The 14,997-nt window shown below is 47.7% G+C and carries 13 protein-coding genes and 2 pseudogenes; 7 read left to right on the top strand and 8 right to left on the bottom strand.

What is annotated here, in order from left to right; translation table 11 throughout:
- Positions 1 to 3: 3 nt before the first annotated feature.
- Entirely contained in the window at positions 4 to 1,503 is a 1,500-nt protein-coding gene (locus tag ACQG19_RS25730) for a helix-hairpin-helix domain-containing protein (protein WP_032662300.1), read from the top strand.
- Between the two features lie 10 nt (positions 1,504 to 1,513).
- Here the strand turns inward: ACQG19_RS25730 and ACQG19_RS25725 are convergent.
- From ACQG19_RS25725 to ACQG19_RS25715, 3 genes and pseudogenes are all read right to left on the bottom strand, one after another.
- A pseudogene (locus ACQG19_RS25725) lies at positions 1,514 to 2,690 on the bottom strand (IS3 family transposase).
- Positions 2,691 to 3,089: 399 nt separating this feature from the next.
- Positions 3,090 to 3,280: pseudogene (locus tag ACQG19_RS25720) on the bottom strand (hypothetical protein); the annotation flags it as partial.
- Positions 3,281 to 3,543: 263 nt separating this feature from the next.
- Complete coding sequence (locus tag ACQG19_RS25715) at positions 3,544 to 4,695, bottom strand: hypothetical protein (protein WP_058654143.1); 1,152 nt, start codon at positions 4,693 to 4,695, stop codon at positions 3,544 to 3,546.
- Positions 4,696 to 4,927: 232 nt separating this feature from the next.
- Here ACQG19_RS25715 and ACQG19_RS25710 point away from each other — a divergent pair, with 232 nt between their 5' ends.
- Entirely contained in the window at positions 4,928 to 5,905 is a 978-nt protein-coding gene (locus tag ACQG19_RS25710; protein ID WP_013087234.1) for a tyrosine-type recombinase/integrase, read from the top strand.
- Between the two features lie 212 nt (positions 5,906 to 6,117).
- Here the strand turns inward: ACQG19_RS25710 and ACQG19_RS25705 are convergent, their stop codons facing one another.
- From ACQG19_RS25705 to ACQG19_RS25690, 4 genes are all read right to left on the bottom strand, one after another.
- Positions 6,118 to 6,534: a type II toxin-antitoxin system YafO family toxin gene (locus ACQG19_RS25705; RefSeq protein WP_023338064.1), complete on the bottom strand. Its 417-nt coding sequence runs from the start codon at positions 6,532 to 6,534 to the stop codon at positions 6,118 to 6,120.
- Positions 6,525 to 7,052: a hypothetical protein gene (locus ACQG19_RS25700; RefSeq protein ID WP_225986326.1), complete on the bottom strand. Its 528-nt coding sequence runs from the start codon at positions 7,050 to 7,052 to the stop codon at positions 6,525 to 6,527. Before ACQG19_RS25700 ends, ACQG19_RS25705 begins: the two co-directional genes overlap by 10 nt.
- A gap of 124 nt (positions 7,053 to 7,176) precedes the next feature.
- Positions 7,177 to 7,962 (bottom strand): DsbA family protein, encoded by a 786-nt coding sequence (locus ACQG19_RS25695; protein ID WP_013087230.1) that lies wholly within the window; start codon positions 7,960 to 7,962, stop codon positions 7,177 to 7,179.
- Positions 7,963 to 7,999: 37 nt separating this feature from the next.
- Positions 8,000 to 11,008, bottom strand: a complete 3,009-nt coding sequence (locus ACQG19_RS25690) for a Tn3 family transposase (protein ID WP_004098837.1) — start codon at positions 11,006 to 11,008, stop codon at positions 8,000 to 8,002.
- Positions 11,009 to 11,171: 163 nt separating this feature from the next.
- Between ACQG19_RS25690 and ACQG19_RS25685 the strand changes: the two genes are divergently transcribed.
- Together ACQG19_RS25685 and ACQG19_RS25680 are read left to right on the top strand one after the other, a co-directional pair.
- Entirely contained in the window at positions 11,172 to 11,738 is a 567-nt protein-coding gene (locus ACQG19_RS25685; protein WP_004098835.1) for a recombinase family protein, read from the top strand.
- Positions 11,739 to 11,765: 27 nt separating this feature from the next.
- Positions 11,766 to 12,473, top strand: coding sequence for a hypothetical protein (locus ACQG19_RS25680; RefSeq protein ID WP_001258875.1), 708 nt, complete (start codon positions 11,766 to 11,768; stop codon positions 12,471 to 12,473).
- Positions 12,474 to 12,513: 40 nt separating this feature from the next.
- Here the strand turns inward: ACQG19_RS25680 and ACQG19_RS25675 are convergent, their stop codons facing one another.
- Positions 12,514 to 13,128 (bottom strand): TIR domain-containing protein, encoded by a 615-nt coding sequence (locus ACQG19_RS25675; RefSeq protein ID WP_000160641.1) that lies wholly within the window; start codon positions 13,126 to 13,128, stop codon positions 12,514 to 12,516.
- Positions 13,129 to 13,296: 168 nt separating this feature from the next.
- Here ACQG19_RS25675 and ACQG19_RS25670 point away from each other — a divergent pair, with 168 nt between their 5' ends.
- From ACQG19_RS25670 to ACQG19_RS25660, 3 genes are all read left to right on the top strand, one after another.
- Entirely contained in the window at positions 13,297 to 14,064 is a 768-nt protein-coding gene (locus ACQG19_RS25670) for a DUF1883 domain-containing protein (RefSeq protein WP_001159650.1), read from the top strand.
- 121 nt (positions 14,065 to 14,185) lie between these two features.
- Positions 14,186 to 14,299, top strand: coding sequence for a conjugal transfer protein TraN (locus ACQG19_RS25665; RefSeq protein WP_072205861.1), 114 nt, complete (start codon positions 14,186 to 14,188; stop codon positions 14,297 to 14,299).
- Positions 14,289 to 14,987, top strand: coding sequence for a virB8 family protein (locus tag ACQG19_RS25660; protein ID WP_058654144.1), 699 nt, complete (start codon positions 14,289 to 14,291; stop codon positions 14,985 to 14,987). Before ACQG19_RS25665 ends, ACQG19_RS25660 begins: the two co-directional genes overlap by 11 nt.
- The last annotated feature ends 10 nt before the right edge of the window (positions 14,988 to 14,997 follow it).

The raw sequence follows: 14,997 nt of genomic DNA, 5'->3' as shown, positions 1-14,997 counted from the left end.
AATATGGCAAATATTGTTACGTGCAAAACAAAGGACGGCGAAACAGTCCAGTATGTTGACGAGGTAATTGGTTCGGGCTCGATGAAGGATGTTTACTTCTCGCCTGATAAATCATACGTCGTCGCTTTTTATCATAAACCGCAGAACGAGCAGGCCCGGGATCGGATTGATATGATCACCGGACGCTACAGGCAAAACATTTTTGGCCAGTCCGGAGGTGAATACTGGAAGGACCTGTTTTGCTGGCCGACCCACGTTGTTGAGCATGGGGATAAAATCGGCATCGTGGTTCCAACCTACAAAAGCTACTTTTTCTTTAAATACGGCTCTAAAAACGATGATTTTCTTGGCATAAAAGGCCGTGAAAAGGAAGGCAAATGGTTTGCCAGCGCCAGCAACCAGAATAAATTTCTCGACCCACGTGAACGAGGCAATACGCTTACCTATCTCAAGGTCTGTCTGCTGCTAACAAGAGCCGTCAGAAGGATGCATGCGGCAGGTCTCTGTCACAGCGATCTAAGCTATAAAAACGTGCTTATCGATCCAGAAATGGGACATGCCTGCATCATTGACGTAGACGGCCTGGTTGTCCCTGGAAAGTATCCTCCCGACGTCGTGGGCACCCCGGATTTTATCGCTCCGGAAGTGGTGAAAACCAGCCATCTTTCCAAAGAGGATCCGAACCGCGTATTGCCAAGCATTTCTACTGACCGTCATGCGCTGTCGGTGCTTATCTACATGTATCTGTTCTTCCGTCATCCGCTACGTGGCGGAAAAATACATGACATGTCGGATGAAGTACGTGATGAGACCTTATCTATGGGTGAGAAGGCACTCTTCATTGAACATCCGACAGACAAAAGCAATGCAGTCAAAGTCAGTCAGCTATCCTCCTTTTCACTGCCCTGGGCTGACCCGGAGAAAATTCCTTACACCATCATGGGCCCTTATCTGACGCCTTTGTTTGAACGCGCCTTTATTGATGGCTTACACGATGCCACTAAACGCCCGACCGCCGATGAGTGGGAAAGTGCCCTGGTTAAAACAGTCGATCTGATACAGCCCTGCCAGAACAAGGCGTGTGAACAGAAATGGTACGTTTTCTCAGGTAAGACAAAGCCGGTTTGTCCCTACTGCGGTACGCCATACAAGGGTAAATTACCGGTTCTAAATTTATATTCATCCCGAAAGGAAGGCAGTTATCGTCCTGACGATCACCGGTTGATGGTGTGGAGCGGGCAGTCAATCTATGCGTGGCATGTGAATCGCCTCATTGCGCCAAATGAGCGCACAACCGATGCACAAAGGAAACGAGTTGGGTATTTTGTTTTCCATAACGATCAGTGGTGGTTAGTAAATGAAGGCATAAATGGGCTTATGTCATTACCGGATAAACGACAGATTGCCATTGGTGAAAAAATTGAACTGACGAATAACGCTCAGTTTGTTCTGTCAAAGGAGGAAGGCGGCAGGCTAGTCGTCGTTCAGTTAGTAGAAAACTAACGTGTAGTGGTCAAGTAATACTGGCCACAGTTTTACAGTAAAAATGGTATCTGTTCTCTGACTCTTCCGGCGTCAGCCCACCGTTATAATGGTGAGGTCTGACGCTGTTGTAGTAGTTCAATATGTAATCATTAATTTGCTGCCGGGCCTCGTCCTTGCCTGCGTAACCATTCGTTGGCACCCATTCTGTTTTCAGACTGCGGAAGAAGCGTTCCATGGGGCTGTTATCCCAGCAGTTTCCCCGCCGACTGACGCTTTGATTTATTCTGCAACGCCAGAGAAGTTGTTGATATTTAAGGCCTGTATACTGGCTTCCCTGGTCGCTATGGAACATGACATCCCGGGGTTGGCCACGCGTCTCATAGGCCATCCGCAGGGCACTGCTTATCAGTGCGGTATCGGCATGCGCTGACAGACTCCAGCCGATAACCCTGCGGGCAAAAAGATCCATAACAACCGCCAGATAGCACCAGCGATTTCCTGCCCAGAGATACGTAATATCTCCACACCATACCCGGTCTGGCTCCGGTACTGCGAACTGACGCTCAAGCAGATTCGGCAGGCTGGTATGCTCCTGACGGGCATTTTTATACTGATGTTTTCCGGGCTGACAACTGCTCAGGTTCAGATATTTCATCAGACGCCCGGCACGGTAACGGCTCATCGGGACCCGTTTTGAGTCAGCATTTCAGCCAGAGTGCGCGCGCCCGCAGAGCCCCGACTTTGGTTCCACGCCCGGCGTATTTCGCTGCACAACCTGACTCGTGCCGGATTAACCGTATCGCGTCGTTTTCGCCAGTACCGGTAACTGCTGCGGTGTATTTCCAGAGCAGAACACAGGCTGACAACCGTGTGGCTGTCACTTAGTCTGGCGGCTATCGTGAACCGTTCAGCGAGTCGGACATTAAGAGCGCGGTAGCCTTTTTTAATATCGTATTTTGTTCCTCCAGACGGCGAACTTGCTTTTCCAGCTCGCGGATACGTTGCTGGTCTGGAGTAATGGGTGTGGCAGAGGGCGTAATCCCCTGGCGCTCTCGCCTGAGCTGGCGTACCCAGCTCTCAAGCGTGGTTGAACCGACATTCATCGCTTCACTGGCCTGTCGATATGAGTAGCCCTTATCAACAATCAGCTGTGCACATTCCAGCCTGAACTCAGGGGGGAAGGTTCGTTTGGTTTTCTTGTTCATTAAGTCACCTGTTTTGTGTTGTGGTGAGAATATCACCTTTCATCAGGTGGCCAAATTTAGTGTGCCACTACAACGGACGCCCATAACGACTAAAACGTTCTGGCAGAATACTGAACCTGTTTAATGAATCACTATATTAAGCTGTGTTAAATTTAAGCTGCCAGAAAAACTGACTGTCTGTGCCGGATATGCGGTTCACCGCCTGCGGCAAGGGTTTAATGCGCAAAGCTCAAGTTGTTTATAAAAGTGAATAGTTTTGTGGCTCTACCCTGCCGCCCTCCTTTACGGCCTAGTGGGAGCGAAGCTGCAAAATGCGAATTTTAATAAATAGTGAAGTTTAATCCGGCAAAACAATCAGATTTATCCTCTAAAGGTTCTCAAGATGTTCCTTTTGTTTTTTTAAGCCTGAAATTCTGTGTAACTTCCAATATATGAAAGGTGATCGCTAAGGCAGTCACCGAACTCGATAATAAAACCACTAATCGCCAGTCGCCAGTTCTGGAGCGGTATACTCCATTTTTTCGACGCATCCTTGATCGGCAGAGATATAATCTTCCGTACCGGTCATCTGTCGGGAACATTTTGCGTTTATAACTTGATAAGGTACAGTGGATCCCATATATGTATATTGAGGATGTCCCTCTGAAACTCAGGAATCCGTATCATGGGTTTAAAACCAGGTCCCAAACCAATTGCCAAGTCAACAGGAAAGCCAGATCAACGTCGTCGCGATAATAAGGATACGCCCGGTAATACACCCGGATTGAAACCCAGTAAATCTACCGGGAAATGATAATGAAGGGTATAAGTTTCGTACTTATACCCTTATTAGGAACGAAGTTGCAAACTTCGGTTACTGGAGTGGAACATCCCAGCGTTTTACAGCTGTCGCTGAAACCGGTACGCAGTAAGCGGCATCTTTCTGGAGTTTAAGCCTGACATCTGTATCGAACTCAGAATCCAGCGGATTAAATTTCCAGCTTTCCCTATAGGATTTGATTATTTCTTCAGGGCAAAGAAAACTGAATTGATTGGTGGTAAATATAGAAACAGCCCGAACCGAGTAATATTCTCCTGCTTTGATTTTTTTCCTATCCCAAACTGAATTAGAAAAAAACTCCTCCGGATACTCGCTAGATTTTATAATATAGCTGTGGGTGCTGAAATCACTTATACCTGAAAGTTTAATGACGGAATGAGTAAATATAACAGGTAAAACAGTTATTTTTGTAGAAATAAATAACAGTATCATCAGAGACACTATCAGGGAAGTGCTAATTTTTTTGGGGAGTTTATCCTTGGCATCCATTCTGAGGTAAACGAGGCCAGGCAAAATTGTCATAAAAAAAACCATATAAGACATGAACGCCATTCCGGCCACGATCCTGAAACTTACCTTTTCAGTTGAAGCAGAAATATTCCTGAATACTATTTCCAGTGGAAACACCTGAAGATGCGCCAGCAGTGCTATACAGAGCGGGATGGCCACATAAATCTGGCATCGCCGCATCCATCTCACCTTCGTATTTTTAATTGATAAGTCGTGTTCTAGATATTTTCGGTTTATCAGGCAGGAAATAATTATGGTCAGTACACCGATACTTAGCAAAGACAGCCAGCCTGAATTATTTTTTACGGCCTGGCTGAAATCGAAAGCATAGTAAAATACATAGATAAACGCCATCGGGAACAGTCCTGACAGCATCAGTATCGATAAAAAGTTATTCTGAATTTTATTGTATGTAGGAAGATTATTGATGTCCAGAGGAATGATAATCGGCATGAATATAGAGATTATAAAAAAGATAAATAACAGAATCGCTAATGAGAATACGGCTGCGCAGCAGACCATAGCGAATAGACTCTTGATGCTCATCACCTCAAAGAAAACATCGAGTCTGTCAAGACGACTGAAATATCCCCAGAGCACAGTCAGCGCGATCCCTGATATGATGCCAGACGGAGTTAATATCGAAATTAACAGCGTCTTCCATTTTTGATTCATTGTTAACATTCCCTCTTTATTATGGTGGTTAAGCTAAATTAGCAGCGTTACAGCGTACAGGCACCTACCCGAATCTGACCGTCAACAGCTGTTCGAGCTGCAATGACCGAAGAATGGTTTCAGTTTTTTCTGCTTATTAAAATGTACCTTTGAAAAAGTAGACTTTCTGCGGTACGCTCTGACAGTAAGTTTGCCCCCGATTTTTTACGCAGCGCGCCGGACGGAGCCCGACATGATCCTGATTCCCGATGACGAACCGGAGCTGAGTCTGCCCGCAGCCAGTGAGGAATTCCTGCCGGCGCTGTCAGGTGAGAATGCCCCGGTCAGCCCGGCCCGGGCCTACCTGCTTTCACTCAATTCCCACCGCAGCCGGCAGACCATGGCCTCGTTCCTGAACATCGTCGCCGTTATGCTCGGAGCTGCCTCCCTGGAGTCCTGCAGCTGGGGCAGCCTGCGGCGCCATCACGTGATGGCCGTGACCGAACTGCTGCGCGACACCGGCCGGGCCACCGCCACCGTCAACACCTATCTTTCGGCACTCAAGGGCGTGGCGAAGGAAGCCTGGATGCTCAGGCTGATGGACGTGGAGAGCTTCCAGCACATCCGGGCGGTCCGTAACCTGCGCGGCAGCCGTCTTCCGCGCGGCCGGGCCCTGCCGCCGGAGGAGATCCGGGCGCTGTTCGGTGCTTGCGAGGCCGATGACTCCAGCATTGGGGTGCGCGATGCGGCGATGCTGGGTGTCATTCTCGGCTGCGGCCTGCGACGCTCGGAGGCCGTGGGGCTCGATTTGTGTGACATTGTCACAGATGAGCGGGCGCTCAGGGTACTGGGTAAGGGGAACAAGGAAAGGCTGGCCTATATGCCGGCGGGCACCTGGCAGCGGCTCAGAAAGTGGATCGATGACGTGCGGGGAGAAAAAGACGGGCCGCTATTCACCCGTATCCGCCGCTTTGACACCCTGACGAACGACCGGCTTACCGACCAGACGGTGTACCATGTCCTGCAGGTGCGCCAGCGCCTGGCTGGGATTGCAAAATGCGCACCGCACGATTTAAGGCGAACCTTTGCGACCTCCATGCTGGATAACGGCGAGGACTTAATCACTGTAAAGGATGCCATGGGGCATGCCAGCGTCACCACCACCCAGCAGTACGATCGCCGCGGCGAAGCGCGCCTGCGCACGGCTCGTGACCGTCTGGATCTGATATGAACTTAATAACATACCAAGATGATAAGTTAACAAGATAGTGTGCAAAGATGCTCGCAGGCTGCGCGATTTTCTCGAATGGTTCAACAGTGGAACTTCCGTTAAAGTAGGTCTGCCGGTTATCCTGCTTCCCCTTCTGAACCGGGGTGGTTTGGATATGCGGGATGGCCGGTCCTTTTCGTTCTTTCGCCGGGTACCATATGTGATTTTGAGGGTTATGAAGCGTGAAAATCTTCTGCAACTTCAGAAAAGTAGCTGAGTAACCGGGTATCTCTCGCTGGCATACGTTCATGAGCCGGTGTTATCAGCCCCATCAGCAGAAAGCGGCCGCTATCCCACATGTGTTCTGTGTAAATGAGATAATGATCTGAGGTACGGTTGTAATTCTCTTGTCTGGCACTCCAGGTGAGCTGGAAATGCAGATTAACGTGAATATGCTGGACGTTAGCATCGACAGCGAATGGCGGGAAATCAAAGGGGGCGTCCCTTCCAAGGAGATTCGACGGTGCGCCAGTTGATTTATACGTGATGAACTCTGCCTGTAGCTGACTCTCCAGCTCAGGGTAAACGGCAAACGTGGGCTGGAAAAACGAATCCCACGTGACATGACTGTACTCAGCCGTTAACGCCATTTGGCCGCAGCCCTGTCGCCTGAATCCAGCAGGTGATTCATGGCCGAGAGGTTGATTCCAGAGTCACGCACTTCTGTCGTTCGCGTGATTTGATCAATCAGACTAAGGTAGTTTTTGGTCGCAAGACTGACCATCTTAATGGCCTTAAAGAACGCAAACTCAACAGAATTCCTGTCATACGACTGAATGATGTTTTTTTCCGGCAACATCAGAACAAAGGACTCTGCGATACCTGCGACATGGATAGTATGATTTCTGATGTCGCTGGCGACTTTGATAGCGCCGGAGAAATCGCTGTCTGCATACCGGGCCAGCTCAATGCGACTTGAGCGTAATTCTTCAGCTACGTCATTGAGAGCAACAGTGAGCTCGCTGATATCGGTTTTGTTGACTCTGGAGCCCATTTCGTAAACCCGTTCAACAATCGTAGGCTGACACGCAACCGCTTTGGGTTGCGGCTGGAAACTGGCAAGAACCAGTGCCACTGCGGCCTGCAAGTGCTGGATTTTAAATTTCACGACGACGGACTCCATAATCATCATCTCTCGACGAGGCGCTGCATTTTACTACTGAACTTAACTATATGCTAAAAAAAGTTGGTTGCATATGTGGCTGGCACAGCAAACAGGAAATTGAAATCCTCTATCTGGCCGTGGCTTTCAGGATTGCTGCCTGGAGTCTTTCAGCGGTTACGGCTTCCGGGAAAACCGTGATGGTATCAGGAGTCGCTCCGCTAACGGGCATGACGATGATCCCCGGCGTTCCGGTGAGTCCCAGCGCCTCAGCCAGGTTACTGTTTTTCTCCAGGGATGCGGTATGGTCGCCAGGAGCTGGGGTGGTCAGTCCCGCCTTTGACGCTGCTCCGTGAATATCCTCCGCCGTCAGTTTGCCTTCATTATGACCGGTGGCGTAGATGGCATTGTGATAGGTGACATAGGCCTGCGGCCCTTTCTTTTGCCAGACCGTCAGCCCCTGCTGTGCTGCCTGAAATGAAGCTTCCCAGCGACCACCAAAAATTGGCCACTCCTTAAAGTGGTAGCGGACGTCCGGCTGCGCTTTCATAACCTTCTCCAGCTCCGGCGCAAAGCGGCTGCAGAACACGCACTGGTAATCAAAGAATTCAATCACCGCGACTTTTGCATTTTCAGGCCCGTAAGCCGGTGTGTCCGGATCATGCAGAAGGTTCGCCTGATTCTCCATCACGCTGAGTGCAAACATTTTCTGCTTACGTACCTCCTGCTGTTCCTGCAGCTTTTGACTGACCGTCACGAGAATCTCCGGGTGGGAGATCAGATAGTCGGCAGCGATTTCTCCGATACGAGCCTCCTGCTCCGGACTGAATACCGCCTGAGGGGCCGAAGCGTGTGCCATTGAAACAAAGCCAATGTATGTTGTAACTATTAATGCAGTTAATTTGTTTGCTTTCATAGATGGGGTTTGAGGGCCAATGGAACGAAAACGTACGCTAAGAAGGTAATTCATTGTTTAAATTAAAATTTAATTCTCTCAGTTCCCCCTTCAAAATATCCTCCGGTAGCGTGAACGTATAATGCCCCAGCATATTGATATGCCCGTGCATCAGTGGGGATAACCGGACGATATCTTCACCCCCGGTTTCTTCTCCATTCCTGCGCATCCAGCTCAGGGCTTCCTGCATATAAAGTGTGTTCCACAGTACCACTGCGTTAGTGACGAGGCCCAGTGCACCCAGTTGATCTTCCTGACCTTCACGATAGCGCTTTCTGATCTCACCGCGCTGCCCGTAGCAGATCGCCCTCGCCACAGCATGGCGGCCTTCTCCCCGGTTTAGCTGCGTCAGGATCCGCCGACGATAATCTTCATCATCAATATAATTTAGAAGGTACAGCGTCTTGTTGACGCGCCCCACTTCCATGATCGCCTGTGCCAACCCTGATGGGCGCGAGCTTTTCAGCAAAGAGCGAATGAGTTCTGAAGCATGAATGGTACCCAGTTTCAGCGAACCGGCGGCTCGCATCATCTCATCCCACTGATACTCGGCTTTCGACAGATCGGCACAACCACGAGCCAGTTCGTCTAGTGCACCGTAATTTGCCGATTTATCCACCCGCCAGAATACTGCTTCACCGGCATCGGCAAGCCGAGGAGAAAACTGGTATCCCAGCAGCCAGAAGAGGCCAAAAATAATGTCGCTGGTACCGGCTGTGTCTGTCATGATCTCAACCGGATTCAGCCCTGTCTGCTGCTCCAGAAGGCCTTCCAGCACAAAAATGGAATCACGTAATGTGCCGGGAACAACGATGCCGTGGAATCCAGAATACTGATCAGAGACGAAGTTGTACCAGGTGATGCCACGTCCGGAACCAAAATATTTTCTGTTAGGTCCTGAATTGACGGTTTTCACCGGCGTGACAAAGCGCATGCCGTCAGCTGAAGCCACTTCGCCGCCACCCCAGCGGCCAGCAAGCTCCAGTGTGGACTGAAAATCAACCAGGCGGACATTGGCGCTGACCAGCGTTTCTGCCCGGAGGTAATTCTGTTTCACCCAACTGAGCCGGTGGCGCGTCAGCGCCGGTATATTGTGCTTTATCAGCGGTTCCAGCCCGATATTGCAAGCCTCAGCCATCAGGACCGCGCACAGGCTGATGTGCAGATCCTGCGCCCGGGCCCCGGATTCACTGACATGCGTAAACTCACGTGTAAAGCCCGTTCTGGCATCTATCTCAAGCAACAGTTCCGTCAAATCTACCGGCGGGAGTAGCTGCCTTACCCGACTGTTGAGACGATGCAACGATGGTGGCTCCTCCAGTTTCTCCAGGCTGCTGATAGTCAGGGAAGGATATTTACCGTCATGGCAGATATTAACCTCCGCATTTCCTTCAAAGCGAGATGCGACGGCTTTCCAGGTTTTATCCAGTTGGACCGCCAGCTGTTGCACGCCTTTATGTCCATCAGTGGGATGTCCCAGCGCCCGACAGATGGGGACCCGCTGAACCTGCCATTCTTCCCCCTGCAACAGCTTCTCGCGGGGATTTCCCCAGCGATCGCTGTTTTCGAGCCAGATGTCCCGTCGGCGTAGTGCATCCTGAAGGCGCTCCAGCAGACAAAGCGAGTAACCGGCACGCTGTATCCGGCCCTCCGCATCGTATACCAGGCGTTTCCAGGGGCCGGTAATAATATGTTCAGGCGCATCGTCCAGGATGCGCTTTTTCGAGCCGTTCAGTTCGGTCAGATAATGAATGGCGGACAGCGTATGTTCTCCGGCTGGCGCTGCCTGGAAATGCAGGTCGCGCAATACCGCCGGAAGAAAACGCTTTACCCGCCCGTACTGTTCCACCATTTCGTCATGGAAATTGTTGTTCTGAGGCCGGGCCAGCTCATTTACCTTGCTGACGGATTCTGCCAGCCTACTTTTCGGTATGCTGCTGAATATGGTCTCCCTCAGTTCAGCATCGTCAGCCTGCTCAGCTAGCAACAATGAACATGCCTGCGCCAGCAGTAGCGCAGCACGGTCAAGATCTTTCAGCGTCCTGAGCCGTTTTTTCTGCCCCGTTTTCTTCGCCGCACGAGTGATATCCAGTATAAGCATATCGAGCACATCAACGGCTTCATCCAGCGCCGCAGTCTCCTGTGCTTTAACGAATGCGGTGAGTACGGCCAGCTTTCTCTGCTGTGGCATTCGCGCGATATATTTTACCGACGCCATGCCTGCGTAACGGGCCAGATTACGTAGTTGTATAGCGGGCAGACCGGTAAAACTCAGTCGGGAAAACTCCAGGTTTCGCAGCCGGATATACCGCTCCAGCGCTTCGGTAAATGCCGGACCGCTGACGGTGACAGGTCCCTTTTTCAGTTGCTCCAGCGGTGAAATTCGCTGCCCCTCAGGAATGTCCAGCAGCTCAGTCACGCGGGCGGTCTGCCAGCTGTCCGGCAACGCGGCCAGTTTCTTCCAAAGTTGCTGATTTGCCCGTTCACGTATTTCACTGACGAGACGTACAAGTGTGGTTGCTCCGGGCAGCAGGACCTTATTCTGAAGCAACCAGGCGGTGGCAAAATCAAACATCAGGCCGGGTCGCTCATTACTGAGCCATGCACGGGTGTATAGCAGGCGCTTCAGGCGGAAAGACCAGGGGAAATCGCCAAATTCATGGTAACCGTAATATTCCTTAATCAGCGCAGTATGCTCTCTGAGGGTGGTATCCCGTTCTGCGTAGCGGGAAAGGACTTCCGGACGGCGGATATTAAGCTGCACCGCGACAAATTGCTGAACACCCGGCAGAACCCGGGTTAAATCTGTCAGAAAGGTGCCCAGAAAACGGGCGGTGGTGAGCTGAAGCGCAATTCCCAGCCGGTTATGCCTTCCCCGTCGCTGGTTAATGAAGGCAAGATCTCGCTCATCAAGATGAAAATAGCGCGCCAGCTGCACGTCATTGGGTTCTGCAACATAGCGACCATAATTCAGTTCCTGCTCAGTGGTCAGAAAATCGACGGGCATATAGGCCTTCCTGCCTGACGGTTATATATTAACAATTTCGCAACCGTCCGAAATGTTATAATTTATAAGACAGCATAAAACGGCAGGCATGGACTGTCTATTAAATCGTATTTTTGCCATAATAGACACAAGGTGTCTGATATTCGATTTAAGGTACATTTTTATGCGACTTTTTGGTTACGCACGGGTCTCAACCAGTCAGCAGTCCCTAGATATTCAAATTAGAGCACTTAAGAACGCGGGGGTAAAAGCCAACCGTATTTTTACGGACAAGGCATCGGGAAGTTCAGCTGCCAGGGAAGGACTTGAGCTGTTGCGCATGAAGGTGGAAGATGGAGATGTCATTCTGGTGAAGAAGCTAGACCGTCTTGGTCGTGACACTGCCGATATGATTCAACTAATAAAAGAATTCGATGCCTTGGGTGTGGCAGTCCGATTCATTGATGATGGGATCAGTACCGATGGAGAAATGGGGAAGATGATCGTCACAATTCTATCAGCAGTGGCACAAGCAGAACGTACTCGCATCTTTGAACGAACAAATGAAGGAAGAATTGAGGCCAAGTCTAAAGGAATTAAATTTGGCAGAAAACGGAAAATAGACAGGAATAAAATAAAATTTATGCATGATAAAGGAACTGGAGCAACTGAAATAGCTAAGCATATGGGTATTGCGCGTTCAACCGTATATAAAATTATCAATTCAGAACGTTCACCAATCAATGATTGATTATCTTACAACTGACAAGGTGGAATTGTGAGAACATTTGTTATAATTTGGACGATAGCTTTCATTGCGGTAATTGCTGTAATGTGTACAGTGGATCTTTCATTATATGTACCTTCAATTTACACCGTATTTAATAAAAACAAACCTTTAGTAACTGGTATTATATATATACTACTAATATCTATTTTTATATGGCTAATTGTAGCGTTATATCTTTTAAAAAAATACTCATTTAAAGTAGAGAAATTAAGTTTAGGCGGCGTTAATGTTCTGTTCAATGAAAGTGGTACGTTATATCGCAAAAGTATAAAAAATCATCTGGATTCAAAAAGAGCTATCTTTAAGTTGAAGAAAAATGTGGACGCATTCGATGAAGTTATCTCATCATATTATCAGACATATCAATTTATTAGAGATGAAATGAAACTATTGAATCCAAAAAAAGACAATGAGTTATATAATATTAGCAATGATATGTTAATGGTGTTAAATAAATTTTTAACTAAAAATCAAAATAATTATAAAAGATGGTATAAATATATATCAGATAAGGATGAAGTTATTGATGTTATAACTAATACACCATTAAAAGTTCACCTGACGCCTATAAATAAAATACAAAAGCAATACTATAACTACAGTAAAATATGTAACGATTTTAAAGTAGTAAATGATTTTTTCACATCACGGGTTCAACAAACATTTAACGTGAACACCACCAAATGGGATTGGTAACAAGTAAAGGGGAGTATCATACTCCCCTTTACTGTTTCTGCTAGCCATTACGCATTCTCATTGGGGTAGAAAAAACGTATTCGCACTTATCTTTATCTTGATATGTTAACTCAATCATTTTTCTAAGGTTTTCTGGGTTATTGTGTATCTGATCCCAGTTGACTATTGATATATATGACTTTTCACTCATCAAGTTATCGATAACTCTTTCAGGCATATATGGATATATTTCTTTATATGTTGTTCTGTCGTTGATTGTTATCCACTCGGTTATATTAGGATGAAATTCATTTTTTTCATTTTCACCATGACTGGCTCTAATGTTGTTTGTCCCTGTTGAAGGAAGATTTATAATAAAAATACCTGATTTGCCGTTTCTGGGACTATCCCTCATGGATGAATATAATTCCCAATCAACATGCTTTCTATTTTTAGTCTCAGTCCCAACGAGTAAAATAAGAGCGGATGTATCACGTAAATATTCATCCCTTATTATTTCTCTGATCTTTTGAGGTTCTTCTTCTTCATCAATGTCACCAAGTGATACCGAGCGATTCACAAAAATATCAAAAACATCATTCATTTTTTCAAGTTCGTTTTTGTACCATTGGTCATTAGCATGGTGGTAACTGATGAAAACTTTGTGCTTGGTCACGCTTTTTCCTCATTTATTCTCTGGTTTACGGATTTTACATCTTCATCCATACCGAGTAAAAGTCTTATAATTTATTTTTTCACACTAAGAGATACTCTCAACCACTGGATACAGTATAATCAGGAAGTGGCTACATTCTTCCAATTCAAATGAAGAGAGCAGACTTACATGCAATTCATCCATAATGATCTTGGTCAAAGAAAAAGAGGGGAGATTGTTGAAATCACCCTTACCAGTGGTGCAAATGTTAGACTAATGGATAGTTCTAACTTCAGTAGTTATAAGAATGGCCGACGACATTCCTACATTGGTGGGTTAGCAAAGCGCTCCCCCATAAGGTTACAGATCCCTTCATCAGGCCATTGGCATATTGCTGTAGATATGCAGGGATTAAGGGGGAGTACCAGGGCTTCTGTTCGCGTTCTTCCAGGGGTTCTTCCTGAAATTCAGGATAGGCCGTTAAGCGAAGTTCCTAGTCTGGTAAGAGATAACAGACCACCGTCAACAGCACAGAGCAACGAGATACATGACGTATTTATTTCGCATGCCTCAGAGGATAAAGATGATTTTGTTCGCTCTCTGGCAAACTCATTAATCAGTCACGGCCTTAATGTATGGTATGACGAAATGACGTTAAGAATTGGTGACAGCCTGAGACAAAAAATAGACAAAGGTTTAGCAAACAGTCGTGTTGGGTTAGTAGTTTTGTCTCCGGCGTTTATAAGCAAAGGTTGGACAAATTATGAACTTGATGGAATCGTCACTCGTGCTATTTCTGGTGAGCAAATATTGCTTCCCATATGGCATAATATTACAAAACAAGAAGTTGTCGATTTTAGTCCATCATTAGCAGACAAAGTTGCTCGTAGTACTGCAACTCATACAATCGATGAAATTGCTCATGAGATAGCCGAGCTACTGCATTCTCGTGGTTAATGTTTATCGAAATTCAAATAGCAAAACAAAAGGATCAATCAGCGATCCTTTTTTTATTTTTATGAATATCAATAAATTACATTCTTAACGTACGTTTTCGTTCCATTGGCCTTCAAACCCCATTAGCGCCTGTTCCAGCGGGCATAAACCGCCACCGGAGCCGGACTGGAGCAACACCGTTCCAGTAAACAAAACAATCCCGGTTGATACGCAAGGTGGTGCAAATGAAAGCTAATAAAAAAACAGGGCTTACACGTGAAGCCATTAAAGAGTTCAACGAAAGCCGTAAAGGGCTTGAAGTTGATCTGATGGATGAAGTGCTGAAGTCCCGGCGTACCGCCTGGATGGTTGCCACCGGTTCAGCGGTGGTAACTGTTTTTGCACTCTCTTTAGTTGGTTACGTGGTGCATAAGTACAGCCAGCCAATCCCCGCACATCTGCTAACGCTCAACGAGGCCACTCACGAAGTACAGCAGGTCAAGCTGACCCGCGACCAGACCTCTTATGGTGACGAAATTGATAAGTTCTGGCTGACACAATATGTCATTCACCGTGAGAGCTATGACTTCTATTCAGTTCAGGTCGACTATACGGCCGTTGGCTTAATGTCCACGCCGAACGTGGCAGAGTCTTACCAGAGCAAGTTCAAGGGCCGCAACGGTCTTGATAAGGTTCTGGGCGACAGTGAAACGACCCGCGTGAAGATTAACTCTGTGATCCTCGATAAACCGCACGGCGTAGCAACGATACGCTTTAATACGGTTCGCCGCGTGCGCAGCAATCCCGTTGATGATCAGCCGCAGCGCTGGATTGCCATTATGGGGTATGAATATAAATCGCTGGCGATGAATGCTGAGCAGCGTTATGTCAACCCGCTGGGTTTCCGCGTGACGAGTTATCGCGTCAACCCGGAAGTTAACTGAGGGCTGCCCC

It is taken from the genome of Enterobacter cloacae complex sp. 277I4, from assembly GCF_050031465.1.
GTDB lineage: Bacteria > Pseudomonadota > Gammaproteobacteria > Enterobacterales > Enterobacteriaceae > Enterobacter > Enterobacter cloacae.
This window is presented reverse-complemented; position numbering and strand designations above follow the sequence as displayed.

Bases quoted from the DNA above. Each gene is read 5' to 3' on its own strand.
- ACQG19_RS25730 (WP_032662300.1), top strand. From the start codon at position 4: ATGGCAAATATTGTTACGTGCAAAACAAAGGACGGCGAAACAGTCCAG.
- ACQG19_RS25715 (WP_058654143.1), bottom strand. From the start codon at position 4,695: ATGAATCAAAAATGGAAGACGCTGTTAATTTCGATATTAACTCCGTCT.
- ACQG19_RS25710 (WP_013087234.1), top strand. From the start codon at position 4,928: ATGATCCTGATTCCCGATGACGAACCGGAGCTGAGTCTGCCCGCAGCC.
- ACQG19_RS25705 (WP_023338064.1), bottom strand. From the start codon at position 6,534: ATGGCGTTAACGGCTGAGTACAGTCATGTCACGTGGGATTCGTTTTTC.
- ACQG19_RS25695 (WP_013087230.1), bottom strand. From the start codon at position 7,962: ATGAAAGCAAACAAATTAACTGCATTAATAGTTACAACATACATTGGC.
- ACQG19_RS25690 (WP_004098837.1), bottom strand. From the start codon at position 11,008: ATGCCCGTCGATTTTCTGACCACTGAGCAGGAACTGAATTATGGTCGC.
- ACQG19_RS25685 (WP_004098835.1), top strand. From the start codon at position 11,172: ATGCGACTTTTTGGTTACGCACGGGTCTCAACCAGTCAGCAGTCCCTA.
- ACQG19_RS25670 (WP_001159650.1), top strand. From the start codon at position 13,297: ATGCAATTCATCCATAATGATCTTGGTCAAAGAAAAAGAGGGGAGATT.
- ACQG19_RS25660 (WP_058654144.1), top strand. From the start codon at position 14,289: ATGAAAGCTAATAAAAAAACAGGGCTTACACGTGAAGCCATTAAAGAG.